A 15,043-nucleotide genomic window follows, 5' to 3' on the forward strand; every position below is an offset into this window, starting at 1 on the left:
CTGAGAGTGGAGCCGGCTACGCCGTCAGCAGGTCGGCCGTGGTGATCACGCGGGCGAAGCCGCCGCCCTGGAGGTTCACCGCGGTGGCGGTGGCGAGTTCGTCCGCCGTCAGGGCGAGACCCGCCGACCCCGCGAGGTCGAAGGTGTGCGTGGCGTCGAGCGGGACGAGCACGTCGTAGCCCAGGTTCCCCGCCATCCGGGCCGTGGTCTCGACGCACATGTTGGTCTGGATGCCGACCAGCACCAGCTGGCCGATGCCCTGGGCACTCAGCCAGTCGGCCAGGTCCGGCGTGCCGTAGAAGGCCGAGTTCACCGTCTTGGTGATGACCAGGGCGCCCTGGCTCCGCTTCTCGACCAGGTCCTTGAAGTCGTACCCGGGGTGATCGGCGGCCAGGACGGAGCCGGGCTGCACGGAAGCGTGCCGGACGAGGACCACCGGCCGGCCGGCCGCCTGCCAGTCGTCCATCAGGGCCGCGATGTTCGCCTCGGCCGCCGGATTGTTGCGGGGCCCCCAGAACGACTCGTCGTCGAAGCCCTTCTGTACGTCGATGACCAGCAGGGCACTGTTGGGGGCGATCTCGATCGCGGTCTTCGTCATGGCTCCATGCTGTCGGCCGGGCCGCGGGCCCGACAGCGCCCGCGAGGCCCCGTACCGATGGGATCCTGCCAGGCCGGCAGTCCTGTCCCCCTGACAGACTGGCCCGATGCGCCGTGTCGCGATCGTCGTCCAGCCCGGTATCCGCAGCTTCGACCTCGCCGTCATCACCGAGGTCTGGGGTCCCGACCGCAGCCGCGCCGGGGTGCCGGGCTTCGAGCTGCGCCGGTGCGCCCCGGAGCCCGGTCCGATCCCCCTGCCCGGCGGGCTGACCCTGGCCCCCGACCGGGGGCTGGACTGGCTGGCCACGGCGGACCTGGTCGTCGTACCGGCGCTGGCCGAGCCGGCCGATCCGACGCCCGGACCGATCCTCGCCGCACTGCGCGAGGCGCACGGCCGGGGCGTACCGGTCGCCGCCCTGTGCGCGGGGGCGTTCGTCCTCGCGGAGGCCGGTCTGCTGGAGGGCCGCCGGGCGGTCACCCACTGGTGGCTGGCCCCGCAGCTCGCCGCCCGCTATCCGGGGATCGTGGTCGAGGACGCCCCGCTCTACGTCGAGGACGGCGGCCTGTGGACCTCCGCCGGGGTGGCCTCCGGGATCGACCTGTGCCTGCACCTGGTCCGGGAGGCGCACGGCGCCGAGGCCGCGGCCGCGATCGCACGTTCCATGGTGACGGGCCCCTTCCGCACCGGGGACCACGCCCAGTACCTGGACCGGCCCGTCCCGGCCGCGGACCGGACGGCCGAGGCGTTGGCCGCGGTACGGGCGCGTGCCCTGCGCTCGCTGCACGAGCCGCTGTCCGTGGCGACGCTGGCCGGATGGGCCGGGATGTCCCCGCGTTCCTTCGCCCGGCATTTCGCCGCGGCCACCGGCACCACCCCGCACCGGTGGCTGCTGGGGCACCGGCTGGACGCGGCCCGCAAGCTGCTGGAACGCACCGACCATCCGGTGCCGGAGGTGGCCCGGCGGGCCGGTTTCGCCAGTGAGGTCACCTTCCGCCAGCACTTCACGGCGTACGTCGGTCTCGGCCCTCGCGCGTACCGTGCGGACTCCCGCGCATCGGCAGCCGCACCAAACCCTCCGGACAGTGTTAGAAAGGGCTCATGACCGGACGTTTTGGTCGCCAGCCGACCGGGTGGGGTTCGCGCGTGTCCGCGCGCCTGTCCCGGTGGGCACACAGCGTCGCCGGTCAGGTCTTCGCCCTCCAGGCGATGATCGTGCTCCTGCTGATCGCCGCGGGCGCGTCCGCCCTGGTGTTCCAGGCCCGGTACGACAGCGAGCGCGACGCCCGGCACCGTTCTCTGGCGGCGGCCGAGGCTTTCGCGCACGCCCCCGGTATCGCGGCGGCGCTGCTCTCGGCGGATCCGACGGCCCGGCTCCAGCCGCTGGCCGAGGCCGCCCGCCAGGGCTCGGGCGTCGACTTCATCGCCGTCATGAACATCCAAGGGATCCGCTACACCGACTCGCGGCCCGAGCTGATCGGCCGCCGGGCCACGGGTGACCTCAGCCGCGCCGTCGCGGGGCACGCCTTCACGGAGACCTTCCGGGGCGAGCCGAGCGACGCCGTGCGGGCCGTGGTCCCCATAAGGAACGCCGACGGCGTCGTCGTCGGCCTGGTCGGCACGGGCATAGAGGTGGAGAACGTCTCCCAGGTCGTCGAGGGCCAGCTCCCGCTCCTGCTCGGCGCGGCGGCGGGCGCCCTGTTGCTCGGCACGAGCGGCGCCGCCTTGGTCAGCGGTCGGCTGCGGCGCCAGACGCGGGGCCTGGGCGCCGCCGAGATGTCCCGGATCAACGAGCACCACGAGGCCGTCCTGCACGCCGTCCGTGAGGGCGTGGTCATCATCGACGCCGAGCAGCGGCTCGTCCTGGCCAACGACGAGGCCCGCAGGCTGCTCGGCCTGCCGCCCGACCCCGAGAACCGGCATGTCACGGACCTGGGACTCGACCCGCGTACCGCGGAGCTGCTCGCCTCCGGCAGGGTGGTGACGGACCATGTGCACCTGGCGGGCGACCGGCTGCTCGCCGTCAACGTGCGGCCCACCAAGGAGTACCGGGGCATGTCGACGGGCAGCGTCGTGACCCTGCGCGACTCCACCGAGCTCGCCGCGCTCTCCGGCCGGGCCGAGGTGGCCCGGGGCCGGTTGCAGCTGCTCTACGACGCCGGTGTGCGGATCGGCACCACCCTGGACGTGGTGCGGACCGCCGAGGAGTTGTCGGAGGTCGCCGTTCCGCGGTTCGCGGACTTCGTCACGGTGGAGCTGCTGGAGCCGGTGCTGCACGGGGAAGAGCCCTCGATGATCACCGGTGTCTACACCGAGATGCGCCGGGCCGCCATCACCGGCGTGCGGGCCGACTCGCCGCTCCAGCCGGTCGGCGACATCATCCGCTTCGTCGTCCCGACCGCGCCGATGGCCGCGGCCCTGGACGCCGGGCACGCGGTGCTCGCGGCGGACCTGCGGGCGGCCATGGGCTGGCGGGCCCAGGACGCCCAGGGCACCCGGGTGGCCTTGGACTACGGTCTGCACTCGCTGATCTCCGTACCGCTCCAGGCCCGGGGCGTGGTCCTGGGCATGGCCAACTTCTGGCGGGCCGCGGACACCCCGGAGCCCTTCGACGAGGAGGACCGTTCCTTCGCGGCGGAGCTGGGGGCCCGTGCGGCCGTCTCCATCGACAACGCCCGTCGCTTCACCCGCGAGCACGCGGTGGCCGTGACGCTCCAGCGCAGCCTCCTGCCCCGGGTGCTGCCCGCCCAGAACGCCGTGGACGTCGCCTACCGCTATCTGCCCGCGAAGGCGGGGGTCGGCGGGGACTGGTTCGACGTGATCCCGCTGCCGGGCGGCCGGGTGGCGCTGGTGGTCGGCGATGTCGTCGGGCACGGCGTGCACGCCGCGGCCACCATGGGCCGGCTGCGGACGGCGGTGCACAATTTCTCCACCCTGGACCTGCCCCCCGACGAGCTGCTCGGTCACCTGGACGAGCTGATCGACCGGATCGACCAGAACGACACCGGCGGCGGGCCCGCGGGCGGGGACGAGGAGGGCGCCGCCGAGGAGGTCATGGACGGGGCCGCGGAGCCGGCCGGGGTCACCGGCGCCACCTGCCTCTACGCGGTCTACGACCCGGTCTCCGGGCGGTGTCGGATGGCCAGTGCCGGCCATCCCGGGCCCGCGCTGGTCCGCCCCGGCGGGGACGTCGAGTTCCCCGAGCTGCCGGCCGGACTGCCCTTGGGCGTCGGCGGCATGCCCTTCGAGGCCGCCGAGTTCACGCTCCCCGAGGGAAGTCGGCTGGTGCTCTTCACCGACGGCCTGGTGGAGGACCGTGACCGGGACTTCGACACCGGGCTGCACCTGCTCCGCGAGGCTCTCGCGCAGCCCGGCCGCAGCCCCGACCAGGCCTGCTCGGACGTACTCGCCGCGATGCTGTTCCCGGTGCCGAGCGACGACATCGCCCTGCTGATCGCCGACACGCGGCGCCTGGAGGCCGACCGGATCGCCGAGTGGGAGGTGCCGGGCGAGGCGTCGGCCGTCTCGCGGGTGCGCAATGCGGGCGCGGCGCAGCTCGCCGCGTGGGGGCTGGACGAGATCTCCTTCACCACCGAGCTGATCCTCAGCGAGCTGATCACCAACGCCATCCGGTACGGGAGCGCGCCCGTGCGGGTGCGGTTGCTGCGCGACCGCACCCTCATCTGCGAGGTCTCGGACGGCAGCAGCACCTCACCGCACCTGCGGTACGCGGCGACCACGGACGAGGGTGGGCGCGGGCTGTTCCTCGTCGCCCAGTACGCCGACCGGTGGGGCACCCGTTACACCGACCGGGGCAAGGTGATCTGGGCCGAGCTGCCGCTGACCGGGGGCCCGGAGCCGCCGGTGGCGGATCCGCTGGATCTGGACGCGCTGGAGGACCTGGCCTGGTGAGCGGGCGGTCGCCGCGGGCTCACACCGGCCGGGTGCGGGCCAGCAGTACGGCGACGTCGTCCTGCTGGGCGCACGGCAGCAGCCGGCGCAGGATCCCGTCGCACAGTTCCTCCAGGGGCTGGTCGACCCGCCGCAAGGCCCCTGCCAGCTGGGCCATGCCCTGGTCGAGGTCCCGGTCCCGGGCCTCGATGAGGCCGTCGGTGTAGAGGGTGAGCAGGCTCCCCGGGGGCAGCTGTACCTCCTCGGTACGGAAGTCCTGGCCGCCCGTGCCCAGCGGAGTCCCGGGCGGGCCGTCGAGGAAGGTGAGGGCTGCGTCGGGGGTGACGACGGCGGGCGGCGGGTGCCCGGCCCGGGCGATCACGCAGGTGCCGGTGGCCGCGTCGTGGACGGCGTATACGCAGGTGGCCATCTCGTCCTCGCCGAGGTCGGCGACGACGGCGTCGAGCGAGCGGAGCAGCTCCGCCGGGGGCACGTCGTGTCGGGCGAGGGTCCGTACCGCCGTCCGCAGCTGGCCCATGACGGCGGCGGCGTGGATCCCGTGGCCCATGACGTCCCCGATGACGAGCCCGGTCCGGCCGCCGGGCAGCGGGATGACGTCGTACCAGTCCCCGCCGACGTCGTGGTCGCTGGCGGGGAGGTAGCGGCCGGTGAGTTCGAGGCCGGGGACCTCGGGCAGCGCGTTGTTGGTGAGGCTGCGCTGGAGGGTCAGGGCGGCCTGGCGCTAGAGGGTGTACATCCGGGCGTTGTCGATGTTGAGGGCGGCCCGGGCTACCAGCTCGTCGACGAGGACGCGGTCCTCCTCGTCGAAGGGTTCCCGCTCGCGGGTGCGGGTCACGGCGACGGCGCCGAGCACGGTGCCGCGGGCGACCAGCGGGACCAGGCGGGCCGATCCCAGGGTGGCGAGGTAGGTGCGTAGCGCCTCGGCGCGCGGGGAGGTGATCAGTTCCGGGATGTCGGCGAGGTAGAGGTTCATGGGCCGTCCCTCGGAGATCACCTGCTCGTAGGTGGTGCCCACGGGGATCTGGAAGGTCTGGCCGGGGGCGAGTTTCGCGGTGGGGGCGGTCGGGTCGGGGAAGTGGGCGGCCAGGCGGCGCAGGACGCCTCGTGCGGAGGCGGTGGGGATCGGGCCCTCGTCGGGGCCCAGTACCGCTTCGAGTACTTGTACGTCGGCCGAGTCGGCGAGCTGGGGCACCAGCACGTCCACGATCTCCTGGGCGGTCTGGTGGAGGTCCAGGGTGGTGCCGATGCGGGTGCCCGCCTCGGCGAGCAGGGCGAACCGGTGTCGGGCCCGTTCGGCGTCGGCCTGGGCGCGCTGGCCCTCGGTGATGTCGATGAGCGAGGCGATCACGCCGAGGGCCCGGCCGGAGCCGTCGAGCAGCGGGGCGTAGGAGCAGGACCAGGTGTGGTCGTGCTCCGGGTCGGCGGGGGTGCGCCCGGTGCGGCGGACGTCGACGACGGCGGTGCCCCGGTCGAGGACCTGTCGCATCATCGACTCCAGCGCGGCGGCGTTGACTCCGGGGACCACCTCGGTGAGTCGTTTGCCGAGGTGTTCGGCGGCGGAGACGCCGTTCATCCGGGCCAGGGCGTCGTTGACGCGCAGGAACCGTAGGTCGGTGCCGAGGGTGGCGAGGCCTATGGGCGATTGGGTGAACAGGCTCTGGAGCGCGGCGAGGGAGTCCCGCATGTGGAGCACCTCGGAGGTCTCCACGGCGATGAGCATGGCTCCTGTCCGGCCCTGCGGGTCGACGGCGGGGACGATCCACATCTCCATCGGGACGCGGTGGCCGTCTCGGTGGCGCACGGGGAGGGTACCGACGACGGTTTCGCCGGACTGGACGCGCCGGGTCAGCTCGTCGGCGAGTTGGTGGTTGGCCTCGGGGACGAGGACGGCGCTGCCGGGGAGGCCGATGATGTCCTCGGGGCGGTGCCCGAGGAGGTCCTGGGCGGCCAGCGACCACTCGACGATGCGTCCGTCGGCGTCTTCCCGCCACAGGGCGATCGGCAGCAGCTCGCTGAGTACGCCCGCGTACCCGACAGCCGCGGCCGGCGGGTCCGGCACCTCGCTCGTCGCCTGGTAAGTGTCCAACGCACCGACCTCACCCCGGGGGGCCTGATTCCTACCGATTCACCCTATCCGAGGCGTGGGCGCGGGGCTCTGTGTCGGCCGATCCCCGCCGGGGCGCGGACCGGCGAGCCGGCCGCGGTCCCCGGTGTTACTCATACGACCACCACTTCGACGCAGGCCACGGTGTTGCAGCCGTAGCCACCGGCGTTCCACGGGGGGTGCGGGGGCTGTGTCTCGCCGTGGGCGTCGGTGGCGCGGGAGACCAGCCGGTACGGTCCGGGCCGCTGGGGTGTCCACCGGTACGACCAGCCGCTCCAGCCGTAGGGGCCGGCGGGTGGTTCGAGGAGGGCCTGGTGCCAGCCGCGTTCGCGGTGCCGGTCGTCGTCCTCGTACTCGGCGCGTACCTCGACGCTCCGCAGTGGTACGCCGCCGCCCGACCAGGCCCGGCCGCGGACGAGGGTCTCGTGGCCGCGGCGCACGGCGGTGTCGGGTTCGGGCTCGGTGACCAGGGAGGTGACCCGCACGCTCGTCACGGGGCCTTCGGGGGTGCCGCGGGAGGCCACGTAGCGGTACTGCTCGCTCTGGAACACGCCGGTGAAGGGGCGGGTCACGGCCCGGGCTCCGACCAGCCACTTCACGTCGGCGACCGCGTAGCGTCCGGGGACCACCAGGCGGACCGGCGCGCCGTGCTCGGGGGCGAGCGGCTCGCCGTTCATGCGGGTGACGAGGAGGGTGTCCGGGTGGAGGGCCGCGGCGAGCGGGAGGCTGCGCTCGAAGGCGGCTCGGCGGCCGCGCACGGGGCCGGAGTCGGCCCCGGTGAACACGACTTCCACGGCCGACGGCCCGATCAGGGCGCGCTCGGCGAGGAGGCGGAACGGCACGCCGGCGAAGTGGGCGCAGCCGACCGCCTGTCGGCTCCAGGGCAGGCCGGGCGGGCGGGGTGTCATCAGGCCGCGGCCGTTGCCCGCGCACTCCACCACGACGTCGAGTTCGCGGTGTTCCATCGTGAGCAGCTCTTCGTAGCCGAGGGTGAAGGGGGCGGCGGCCGCGGCGCCGCCGATCCGTAGCCGCCAACGGCCGGGTGGGATCCGTGGGATGCCGAAGTGGTCGCGTACGAAGAAGGCCCCGACGGGGGTGACCGGCTCGGCCAGCGCGGCGGCGGGGGTCTGGGCGTTGTACGGGTCCGCGGTGACCGTTTCGGGCGCCCAGACCGTGGCGCCGGGCCCTGGGGCGGCTCGTGGAACAGGCCATGTGGTCATGGCAGCACCTTCCGTCGGGCTCGTGCCGAGCGCGACGCGGATTTCTTTACAGACTACGTCCGAACAAAGCCTTGACTAGGTGCGAATTGGGAGGAAACTCATGAATACACCGGATAACCGGAAAGAGCCGCACCTCCCTCTGGAGACGTCCTCAGGCCCGCGTGACCCTTGTCCAGGCTCTGGCCAGGCCCCCGGCAGCACCTGTCGACCAGGGGAGCCATCGGCGACGGCGGATGGCTCATGGAATCGACGGACTGCCGGGGACTGTCATGTCCGCAGTTCGCAGGAGCGGCCCGGCGCTCTGCCCGGTCGGCCCGGCGTCCTGCCCGGTCGTCGGTGCCCCCTACGCCTGCAGGGCGGCGGCCGGTCCGGCCTGCTGCCGCGGGAGCGTCGCGGCCGTGCGGGGGGCGTCCGCCTGGTCCAGGACTCCGGCGATGCCCCGGGCGAGGCAGGGGATCCGGTGCGCCGGGATGCCCGCGATGTTGATCCGCCCCGAGGTCGTGCCGTAGATGGCGTACTGCCTGCGCAGCCGAAGCATCTGCGGCGCGGACAGCGGCAGCATCGAGAACATCCCCTTCTGCCGGGCGAGCGAGCGTGCCTGCTCCGCGCAGCCGAGCGCGCTCAGGTGGGCGACCAGGTCGGCCCGGTTGTCCATGATCCGGCCGCGCATGACCTCCAGCTCGGCGCGCCAGGCGGCCCGCAGCCCCTCGTCCTCCAGGATCGTGGTCACCACGGCCGCGCCGTGCTCGGGCGGCATCGAGTAGAGGGTCCGGGCGGCGTTCTGCAGGGCGGTCTCGGCGTGCCGGACGGCCCGGTCCGAGGCGCCGAGCACGATGGCGCAGCCGACGCGGTCGCTGTAGAGGCCGAAGTTCTTCGAGCAACTGACCGCGATCAGCATTTCCGGGACCCGCGCCGCCAGCATCCGGGTGGGCAGCAGGTCGGCCTCCAGGCCGTCGCCGAGACCGTGGTAGGCGAGGTCGACGAAGGGCACCCAGCCGCCTCGGGCGGCCGATTCGGCGAGCGCCTCCCAGTCGTCCAACAGCGGGTCCACGCCGGTGGGGTTGTGACAGCAGCCCTGGAGCAGGACCACGTCGTCCCGCTGCGCTTCCGCCAGCTCCCGCAGTACCCCGGCCGTGTCGAAGCCGCCCTCGGCGTCGCGCCAGCCGTACGTGCGCACGCGCAGCCCGGCGGCCTCCAGGATGGGCCGGTGGTTGACGTAGGCGGGATCGCTGATCCACACCGTGGTGCCCGGGCGGGTCCGGCAGATCAGGTCGGCGAGCAGCCGCAGCGCGCCGGAGCCCGCGACGGTCTGGACGGCCGCGGCCCGGTCGGTGGGTCCGGTCGGGCCCAGGACCAGCTCCAGCAGGGAGCGGTTGAAGGCGGCGTTGCCGGAGAGCCCGCGATACTCCTTGGAGTCGGAGCGCTCGGCCAGCCGGATCTCGGCCTCGCGTACGGCGGTCATGACGGGGGTGGTGCCGCTCTGGTCACGGTAGACGCCGAGGACGAGGTTCAGGCGTTCGGGCCGCTCGTCGCCGCCGAACTCGTAGGTCAGGTCCCACAGCGGGTCGGTGGGCGGCGTGGGGAGGAGCTCAAGCATCTGCGGGAACCTCGGGTCGTGGGCGGCGGTTGGCGAGAACGACGCCGGTGGTGATCAGGGGGACGCCGACGAGGACGGCGAGGGTCGGCGTCTCGCCGAGCAGCGGGACGGCGAGCAGGACGACGGCGACGGGGCTGAGGCTGCCGACGACGGCGCTGCGTTCGGCTCCGAGGCGGCGGATGGCGAAGGCGTACAGCAGGCCCGCGCACAGGCCGACGCCCAGTCCCTGCACGACGAGGAACAGGGCGATGTCGGCGCCCGCGGCGTGCGCGATGCCGGTGGGGAGCACCCCGGTCAGCACCAGGAGCCCGATCACCGCGAAGGAGGGCAGGCACAGCAGTCCGATCGAGCCGATCGGGTCGAGGTCGACCTCGCGCAGCCCGACGGTGTACAGGGCCCACAGGCCGCTGGCGACCAGGAGGGTGCCGGCGCCGACGAGTACGTCGGTGTCGACGGGGACGACATAGCGCCAGACGAGGGCGGCCACACCGGCCGCGATCAGGGCGAGGCCGGCGGCCTGGGTGCCCCGGGGGACGGCGTGGCCCCGGCGGATCATGATCAGGGAGACGAACAGCGGGACCATGCCGGGGACGATGGAGCCGACGAAGGCGGCGGATGTCAGGGCGCCGCCGTGCATCGCGGCCAGGAAGAACGGCACCCCGGCACCGCAGATGATCTTCACCGCGGGGCCCGGCCGTACCGCGGCGATGGCGCGCCGACGCCGCCACAGGGCGGGGAACAGGACGACGAGGGGGACACCGAAGCGCAGCAGGGCCGCGTCGGCGGGCAGCAGGGAGGATCCGCTCAGGGCCCGGGCGCTGAGCGCGAAGGCCGCCCAGATCGACACGGTGACGAGCAGGGCCAGCATGCCCTCGGCCTGTGGGGAGAGCCCGCGCCGGCCGGGGTGTCCGGCCTGCGGGCCCGCCGCATCGGGAGGCAGGGTCGCCCGGGTGGTGTGCGTCGCGACCAAGGAATTGCTCCAGCCTCTGAGACCCGGACCGATCCGGTCCGTGCCTGGGCAACGCTAGAGCGTGGGGCGGGGCAGCCGATTGCCAGTTCTGCCGCTCGGACATACGTTTGGGGCAGATTCTGCCAAGGAGTGCCCATGGACGCAGTGGATCTGCAGATCATCAGGGAGTTGCAGGCCGACGGACGCCTGTCCAACCAGGACCTCGCCGACCGCGTCCGGCTGTCGCCGTCGCCCTGCCTGCGCCGGGTCCGCCGGCTGGAGGAGGCGGGCCTGATCCGCGGCTACACCGCCATGGTCGACCAGGTCGCCTTCGGCCTGCCGGTCACCGTCTTCGTCCGGATCCGGCTGGAACGCCACACGGCGGAGGCGGTGCGGCTGTTCGAGGAGCACGTCGCGGTCATCGAGCACATCCAGGACTGCTACCTGATGGCGGGCAGCAGCGACTACCTGCTCCGGGTCGTCATCGAGGACCTGGAGGCCTACGAGTCCCTGGTGCGCCACCGGATCCACGCGATCCCCGGGATCGCGTCGATCGAATCGAGCTTCGCGTTCGGCAGCGTCAAGCAGTCCCGGACCTACCCGCGCCCCGCCCCGGGCGGGTCCCGGCGCTCCCCGCGCTGACCTCGGTCGAAGCGCGGCGACGACGGGCGAACAACAGGGTGCCTCCGGCCACGACCAGGACACCGCCCATGCCCGCGTAGAGACCGGTGCCGGCGCCCGTCCCCGTCACGGCGAGGCGGGACGGGGACGCGCCCGCGGTCCCGTCGGAACCGGGGCGGCGCGGACCGCGTCGGCGAAGGCCTGGTAGGCGGCGTCGTCGAACAGCACGAACCGCACCTCCTCGACCTCGGTACGGGCGCCGCGCACGGTCTCCACCGCGATCCGGGCGCCGTCGTCCATCGGCCAGCCGTAGATACCGGTGGAGATGGCCGGGAAGGCGACCGTACGGGCTCCCAGCTCGTCGGCGATCCGCAGCGACTCGCGGTAGCAGGAGGCCAGCAGCGCGGAGCGGTCCTCGTCGCGCGACCAGACCGGGCCCACCGTGTGGATGACGTGCTCGGCGGCGAGCCGGCCGGCCGTGGTGGCCACGGCCCGGCCGGTCGCCAGCCCCTTGCCGTAGTGCGAACGCCGCAGGTCCTCGCAGGCGGCGAGGATCTCCGGCCCGCCGCGCCGGTGGATGGCGCCGTCGACGCCGCCGCCACCGAGCAGTGAGGAGTTCGCCGCGTTGACGATCGCGTCGACCTTCTCGGCGGTGATGTCGCCGCGGACCAGGGTGACACGGGTCATCGGGAGCCCTTTCGCAGGTGCCGCCACACCGCTTTGGCGGCGTTGTGCCCGGACATGCCGTGCACGCCCGGGCCGGGCGGGGTGGCCGAGGAGCAGAGGAAGACTGCGGGGTGGGCCGTCGCGTACGGGGTGAGGGAGATCTTGGGGCGCAGCAGGAGCTGGAGGCCCGAGGCGGCCCCGCAGGCGATGTCCCCGCCGACGTAGTTGGGGTTACGGGCGGCGAGTTGGGGCGGGCCGGCCGTGGCGCGGGCGAGCACGAGGTCGCGGAAGCCCGGTGCGAACCGATCCAGTTGGGCTTCGACGGCTTCGGTGAGATCGCCGTCCCAGCCCGCGGGGACGTGTCCGTAGGCCCAGAACACGTGCTTGCCCTCGGGTGCGCGGCTGGGGTCGACGAGGCTGGGCTGCGCGGTGATGAGGAACGGCGCGCGTGGGGCCCGGCCGCCGGAGGCGAGCTGCAGGGCGGCGTCGATGTCCCGGGTGCGCGGGCCGATCTGGACGGTACCGGCGCGGCGCGGCGCCTCGGCCGTCCACGGGACCGGGCCGTCCAGCGCGTAGTCGAGTTTGAACACGGAGGCGCCGTACCGGTAGCCGTCGTAGGCGCGCCCGAGGCGGGCGATGCGGGCCAGCGCGGTCGGCGAGGTGTCGAAGACGTAGGTGCGGGCGGGCGGGAGGTCGTCGAGCCGCTTGACCTCGAAGCCGGTGTGGATGGTGCCGCCGAGGTCGCGCAGGTAGCCGGCGAGGGCGTCGGAGACGGACTGGGAGCCGCCGCGCGGCATCGGCCAGCCGTTGGCGTGCGCGGCCAGCGCGAAGACCAGGCCGACGGCGCTGGTGGCGATCCCGTCGAGCGGTGCGATGACGTGGGCCACGAGTCCCGCGAAGAGCGCGCGGGCCCGCTCGTCGCGGAAGCGGCTCAGGAGCCAGGTGGAGGGGGGCAGTCCGGCGAGGCCGAAGCGGGCGAGCGTGAGCGGATCCCGGGGCAGCGCGGTGCTCGGCAGGGACATGAAGTCGCGGGCCAGCGTGTCCCATTTGCCGAGGAACGGTCCGACCAGACGCCGGTAGGTGCCCGCGTCGCGCGGCCCGAAGGACGCCGCCGTCTCCGCGACCGAGCGGGACAGGACCGCGGCCGTGCCGTCGTCGAAGGGGTGGGCCATGGGCAGCGGGGCGTGCAGCCACTCCAGCCCGTACCGCCCCAGCGGCATCGTGGCGAAGACCGGCGAGCCGGCGCCGAGCGGGTGCACCGCCGAGCAGGGGTCGTGCCGGAAGCCGGGAAGGGTGAGCTCCTCGGTCCGGGCGCCGCCGCCGACCGTGTCGGCGGCTTCGAAGACGGCCACCGAGAATCCGCGCCGGGCCAGTTCGACGGCGGCCGTCAGTCCGTTCGGACCTGCCCCCACCACAACCACATCGAGAATAGACGGCACTTGCGACTCCTTAAGTCTCCGGCGCGCCTGCACCCCCAGGATATTCCGCCGTCCGGACCGTCCGGACCGGTGGGGGCCCGGCCGGACCGCGCCGGACCCGGTCAGGCGCCCCGGAGCAGCTCCCGGATGCGTACGGTGGTGGCCTCGTCACGCCCGACGGCGAACGGCAGCGCGTTGTCGCGGTCCACCCGGAAGGGGACCCCGTCGACCGTGCTCTGCGTACCGCCGGCCTCGGCGACCAGCAGCAGTCCGGCCGCGTGGTCCCAGGCCGAGGGCCAGGTGAAGGCCAGGCCGTCCATCTCGCCGCGGGCCACCTTCAGGTATTCCAGGCCCGCCGAGCCGCAGGGGCGGGCCGCGACCCCGGGGACGTCCAGCCGGGCCAGCGTCCGCTTGTTCTCGTCGCTCGTGTAGAGCGGGTGGGCGATGGCGACCCGCAGCGCGGCGCCCGGCTCCGGCGAACCACTCAGGATCCGCTCGCCGTTGACGTACGCGCCCTGTCCGCGCACGGCGGTCGCCAGCTCCTCCAGTGCCGGGGCGAAGGTCCAGGAGGCGAGGATCTCCCCGCGCAGGGCCAGGGCCACCAGGGTGCAGAACGCCGGGTCGCCGTTCACGAACTGGCGGGTGCCGTCGACGGGGTCGACGATCCACACCGGAGCCTCCGCGCGCAGCGCCGCGTACACCCCGGGGTCGGCGTGCACGGCCTCCTCGCCGACCACGGCGGAGCCGGGCAGCAGCCGCGTCAGGGCGGCCGTGAGGTTCTCCTCCGCCTTGCGGTCGGCCACGGTCACCAGGTCGTGGGGGCCGTTCTTCTCGTCGACCTCGTGCTCGGCGAGCTGCCTGAATCTCGGCATGATCTCGATCGCCGCCGCCTTGCGGACGGCCTCTTCCACATCGGACAGGCCATGGGCCAGAAACTCATCGATCATGCCTCCAGCAAAGCACGCCCGACCGACAAACCCCACCGCCGATGCCGTACCGGCTCCTGGACACCGGGTGTCCACCCGGTGAACCGGTCCGGGGACTCAGCCGGCCACCGGGAACATCGATCCGCGCCGGCCCTCCGGCGAGGTCAGCCATTCCAGCTTCTCGGCCGTGCCGGTGCCCGGCAGCGGGGTGTGGAGGACGATCGCCAGGTCGGGGCGGGCGGGCACGCGCAGCTGCGTCGACTCCACGTGCAGCGTTCCGGTCACCGGGTGCTCGATCTGCTTCTCGACCTGTCCCCCGGGCAGTACGTCCCCCCGCTCCCACAGCTCGACGAATTCCGGGCTGAGCTCCCGGGCCTCCTCGACCACGGCCCGGAAGCCTTCGTCGTGCGGGCTCTCGGAACAGGCCGCCCGGAACTGGGCCACCACCACGCGGGCGATCTCCGCCCAGTGCGGGGAACGCGATCGGTAGATGGGGTCGGTGAAGAAGGCGATCAGGCAGTTCTGGGTGATCTCGGGGCGCATGCCGAAGACCAGCGAGGCCGCGTCGTTGTACATCACGGTGTTCCAGTACCGGTCCATGATGTGCGCGGGGAACGGCATCCAGGCGTCGATCAGCCGCCTGAGGCCTTCGCACCTGCCCCGTTCGCCCGGGGCGACCTCCAGGGCGGGCGGGTTGAGCCCGGCGAGGACGTACAGGTGGCGGCGCTCGGCGCTGCTCAGCTTCAGCACCCGGCCCACCGCGTCCAGGACCTGCCCGGACACCGTGATGTCGCGCCCCTGTTCCAGCCACTGGTACCAGGAGACGCCGACCCCGGCGAGCACGGCGACCTCCTCGCGGCGCAGCCCGGGTGTACGGCGGCGGGCCCCGCCGTCCGGCAGGCCGGCCTCGGTCGGGGTGATCCTGGCCCGTCTGCTCATCAGGAACTCGCGCAGTTCGGGCCGCCTGTGTTCCGCGGTCGGTGTGGCCACTGAGTCCCCCTGTCCGGCTGCCTGTTGGTGCCACCAACAGGATAA

13 protein-coding genes are annotated in these 15,043 nt (G+C 73.5%); 3 read left to right on the top strand and 10 right to left on the bottom strand.

Features of this window, described 5'->3' with window-relative positions:
* Window positions 1-16: 16 nt before the first annotated feature.
* Window positions 17-598, bottom strand: a complete 582-nt coding sequence (locus tag BCL76_RS01910; protein WP_109777476.1) for a cysteine hydrolase family protein — start codon at window positions 596-598, stop codon at window positions 17-19.
* 106 nt (window positions 599-704) lie between these two features.
* Between BCL76_RS01910 and BCL76_RS01915 the strand changes: the two genes are divergently transcribed.
* Both BCL76_RS01915 and BCL76_RS01920 read left to right on the top strand, forming a co-directional pair.
* Window positions 705-1,700 (top strand): GlxA family transcriptional regulator, encoded by a 996-nt coding sequence (locus tag BCL76_RS01915; RefSeq protein WP_109777477.1) that lies wholly within the window; start codon window positions 705-707, stop codon window positions 1,698-1,700.
* Window positions 1,697-4,507 carry a SpoIIE family protein phosphatase gene (locus BCL76_RS01920; protein ID WP_109777478.1) on the top strand — a complete coding sequence of 937 codons (2,811 nt, stop codon included), beginning with the start codon at window positions 1,697-1,699 and terminating at the stop codon, window positions 4,505-4,507. The genes BCL76_RS01915 and BCL76_RS01920 overlap by 4 nt, the downstream gene beginning before the upstream one ends.
* 19 nt (window positions 4,508-4,526) lie before the next feature.
* On the opposite strand, the gene BCL76_RS39560 is transcribed toward BCL76_RS01920, so the two are convergent.
* The 5 genes from BCL76_RS39560 to BCL76_RS01940 form a co-directional block, all read right to left on the bottom strand.
* Entirely contained in the window at window positions 4,527-5,216 is a 690-nt protein-coding gene (locus BCL76_RS39560; RefSeq protein WP_309136795.1) for a PP2C family protein-serine/threonine phosphatase, read from the bottom strand.
* A 12-nt stretch (window positions 5,217-5,228) separates the two neighbouring features.
* On the bottom strand, window positions 5,229-6,593 hold the full coding sequence (locus BCL76_RS01925; RefSeq protein WP_258309215.1) for a PAS domain-containing protein: 1,365 nt from the start codon (window positions 6,591-6,593) through the stop codon (window positions 5,229-5,231).
* A 131-nt stretch (window positions 6,594-6,724) separates the two neighbouring features.
* Entirely contained in the window at window positions 6,725-7,831 is a 1,107-nt protein-coding gene (locus BCL76_RS01930; protein ID WP_109777479.1) for a molybdopterin-dependent oxidoreductase, read from the bottom strand.
* Between the two features lie 343 nt (window positions 7,832-8,174).
* Complete coding sequence (locus BCL76_RS01935; protein ID WP_109777480.1) at window positions 8,175-9,428, bottom strand: amino acid aminotransferase; 1,254 nt, start codon at window positions 9,426-9,428, stop codon at window positions 8,175-8,177.
* Window positions 9,421-10,398: a DMT family transporter gene (locus BCL76_RS01940; RefSeq protein WP_258309217.1), complete on the bottom strand. Its 978-nt coding sequence runs from the start codon at window positions 10,396-10,398 to the stop codon at window positions 9,421-9,423. Before BCL76_RS01940 ends, BCL76_RS01935 begins: the two co-directional genes overlap by 8 nt.
* A gap of 135 nt (window positions 10,399-10,533) precedes the next feature.
* Here BCL76_RS01940 and BCL76_RS01945 point away from each other — a divergent pair, with 135 nt between their 5' ends.
* Window positions 10,534-11,019 carry an Lrp/AsnC family transcriptional regulator gene (locus BCL76_RS01945; RefSeq protein ID WP_030714587.1) on the top strand — a complete coding sequence of 162 codons (486 nt, stop codon included), beginning with the start codon at window positions 10,534-10,536 and terminating at the stop codon, window positions 11,017-11,019.
* 105 nt (window positions 11,020-11,124) lie between these two features.
* Here BCL76_RS01945 and BCL76_RS01950 read toward each other — a convergent pair whose 3' ends face one another.
* The 4 genes from BCL76_RS01950 to BCL76_RS01965 form a co-directional block, all read right to left on the bottom strand.
* Window positions 11,125-11,685, bottom strand: coding sequence for an O-acetyl-ADP-ribose deacetylase (locus BCL76_RS01950; protein WP_109777481.1), 561 nt, complete (start codon window positions 11,683-11,685; stop codon window positions 11,125-11,127).
* The gene (locus BCL76_RS01955) at window positions 11,682-13,103 is read right to left on the bottom strand and encodes a phytoene desaturase family protein (RefSeq protein WP_109777482.1); all 1,422 of its coding nucleotides are present in this window, start codon (window positions 13,101-13,103) and stop codon (window positions 11,682-11,684) included. The genes BCL76_RS01950 and BCL76_RS01955 overlap by 4 nt, the downstream gene beginning before the upstream one ends.
* 101 nt (window positions 13,104-13,204) lie before the next feature.
* Complete coding sequence (locus BCL76_RS01960) at window positions 13,205-14,029, bottom strand: inositol monophosphatase family protein (protein ID WP_109777483.1); 825 nt, start codon at window positions 14,027-14,029, stop codon at window positions 13,205-13,207.
* Between the two features lie 96 nt (window positions 14,030-14,125).
* A complete protein-coding gene (locus BCL76_RS01965) occupies window positions 14,126-14,947 on the bottom strand; it encodes a helix-turn-helix transcriptional regulator (protein WP_258309318.1) in 822 nt (273 codons plus the stop codon).
* Between the last annotated feature and the right edge of the window lie 96 nt (window positions 14,948-15,043).

Origin of the sequence: Streptomyces sp. CG 926 (genome assembly GCF_003148825.1) — a bacterium.
In the GTDB taxonomy this organism is placed as follows: domain Bacteria; phylum Actinomycetota; class Actinomycetes; order Streptomycetales; family Streptomycetaceae; genus Streptomyces.

What these genes read in the sequence shown, in the direction of transcription:
- BCL76_RS01910 (WP_109777476.1), bottom strand. Translation starts at nt 598, where the DNA reads ATGACGAAGACCGCGATCGAGATCGCCCCCAACAGTGCCCTGCTGGTC.
- BCL76_RS01915 (WP_109777477.1), top strand. Translation starts at nt 705, where the DNA reads ATGCGCCGTGTCGCGATCGTCGTCCAGCCCGGTATCCGCAGCTTCGAC.
- BCL76_RS01920 (WP_109777478.1), top strand. Translation starts at nt 1,697, where the DNA reads ATGACCGGACGTTTTGGTCGCCAGCCGACCGGGTGGGGTTCGCGCGTG.
- BCL76_RS01930 (WP_109777479.1), bottom strand. Translation starts at nt 7,831, where the DNA reads ATGACCACATGGCCTGTTCCACGAGCCGCCCCAGGGCCCGGCGCCACG.
- BCL76_RS01935 (WP_109777480.1), bottom strand. Translation starts at nt 9,428, where the DNA reads ATGCTTGAGCTCCTCCCCACGCCGCCCACCGACCCGCTGTGGGACCTG.
- BCL76_RS01945 (WP_030714587.1), top strand. Translation starts at nt 10,534, where the DNA reads ATGGACGCAGTGGATCTGCAGATCATCAGGGAGTTGCAGGCCGACGGA.
- BCL76_RS01950 (WP_109777481.1), bottom strand. Translation starts at nt 11,685, where the DNA reads ATGACCCGTGTCACCCTGGTCCGCGGCGACATCACCGCCGAGAAGGTC.
- BCL76_RS01960 (WP_109777483.1), bottom strand. Translation starts at nt 14,029, where the DNA reads ATGATCGATGAGTTTCTGGCCCATGGCCTGTCCGATGTGGAAGAGGCC.
- BCL76_RS01965 (WP_258309318.1), bottom strand. Translation starts at nt 14,947, where the DNA reads ATGAGCAGACGGGCCAGGATCACCCCGACCGAGGCCGGCCTGCCGGAC.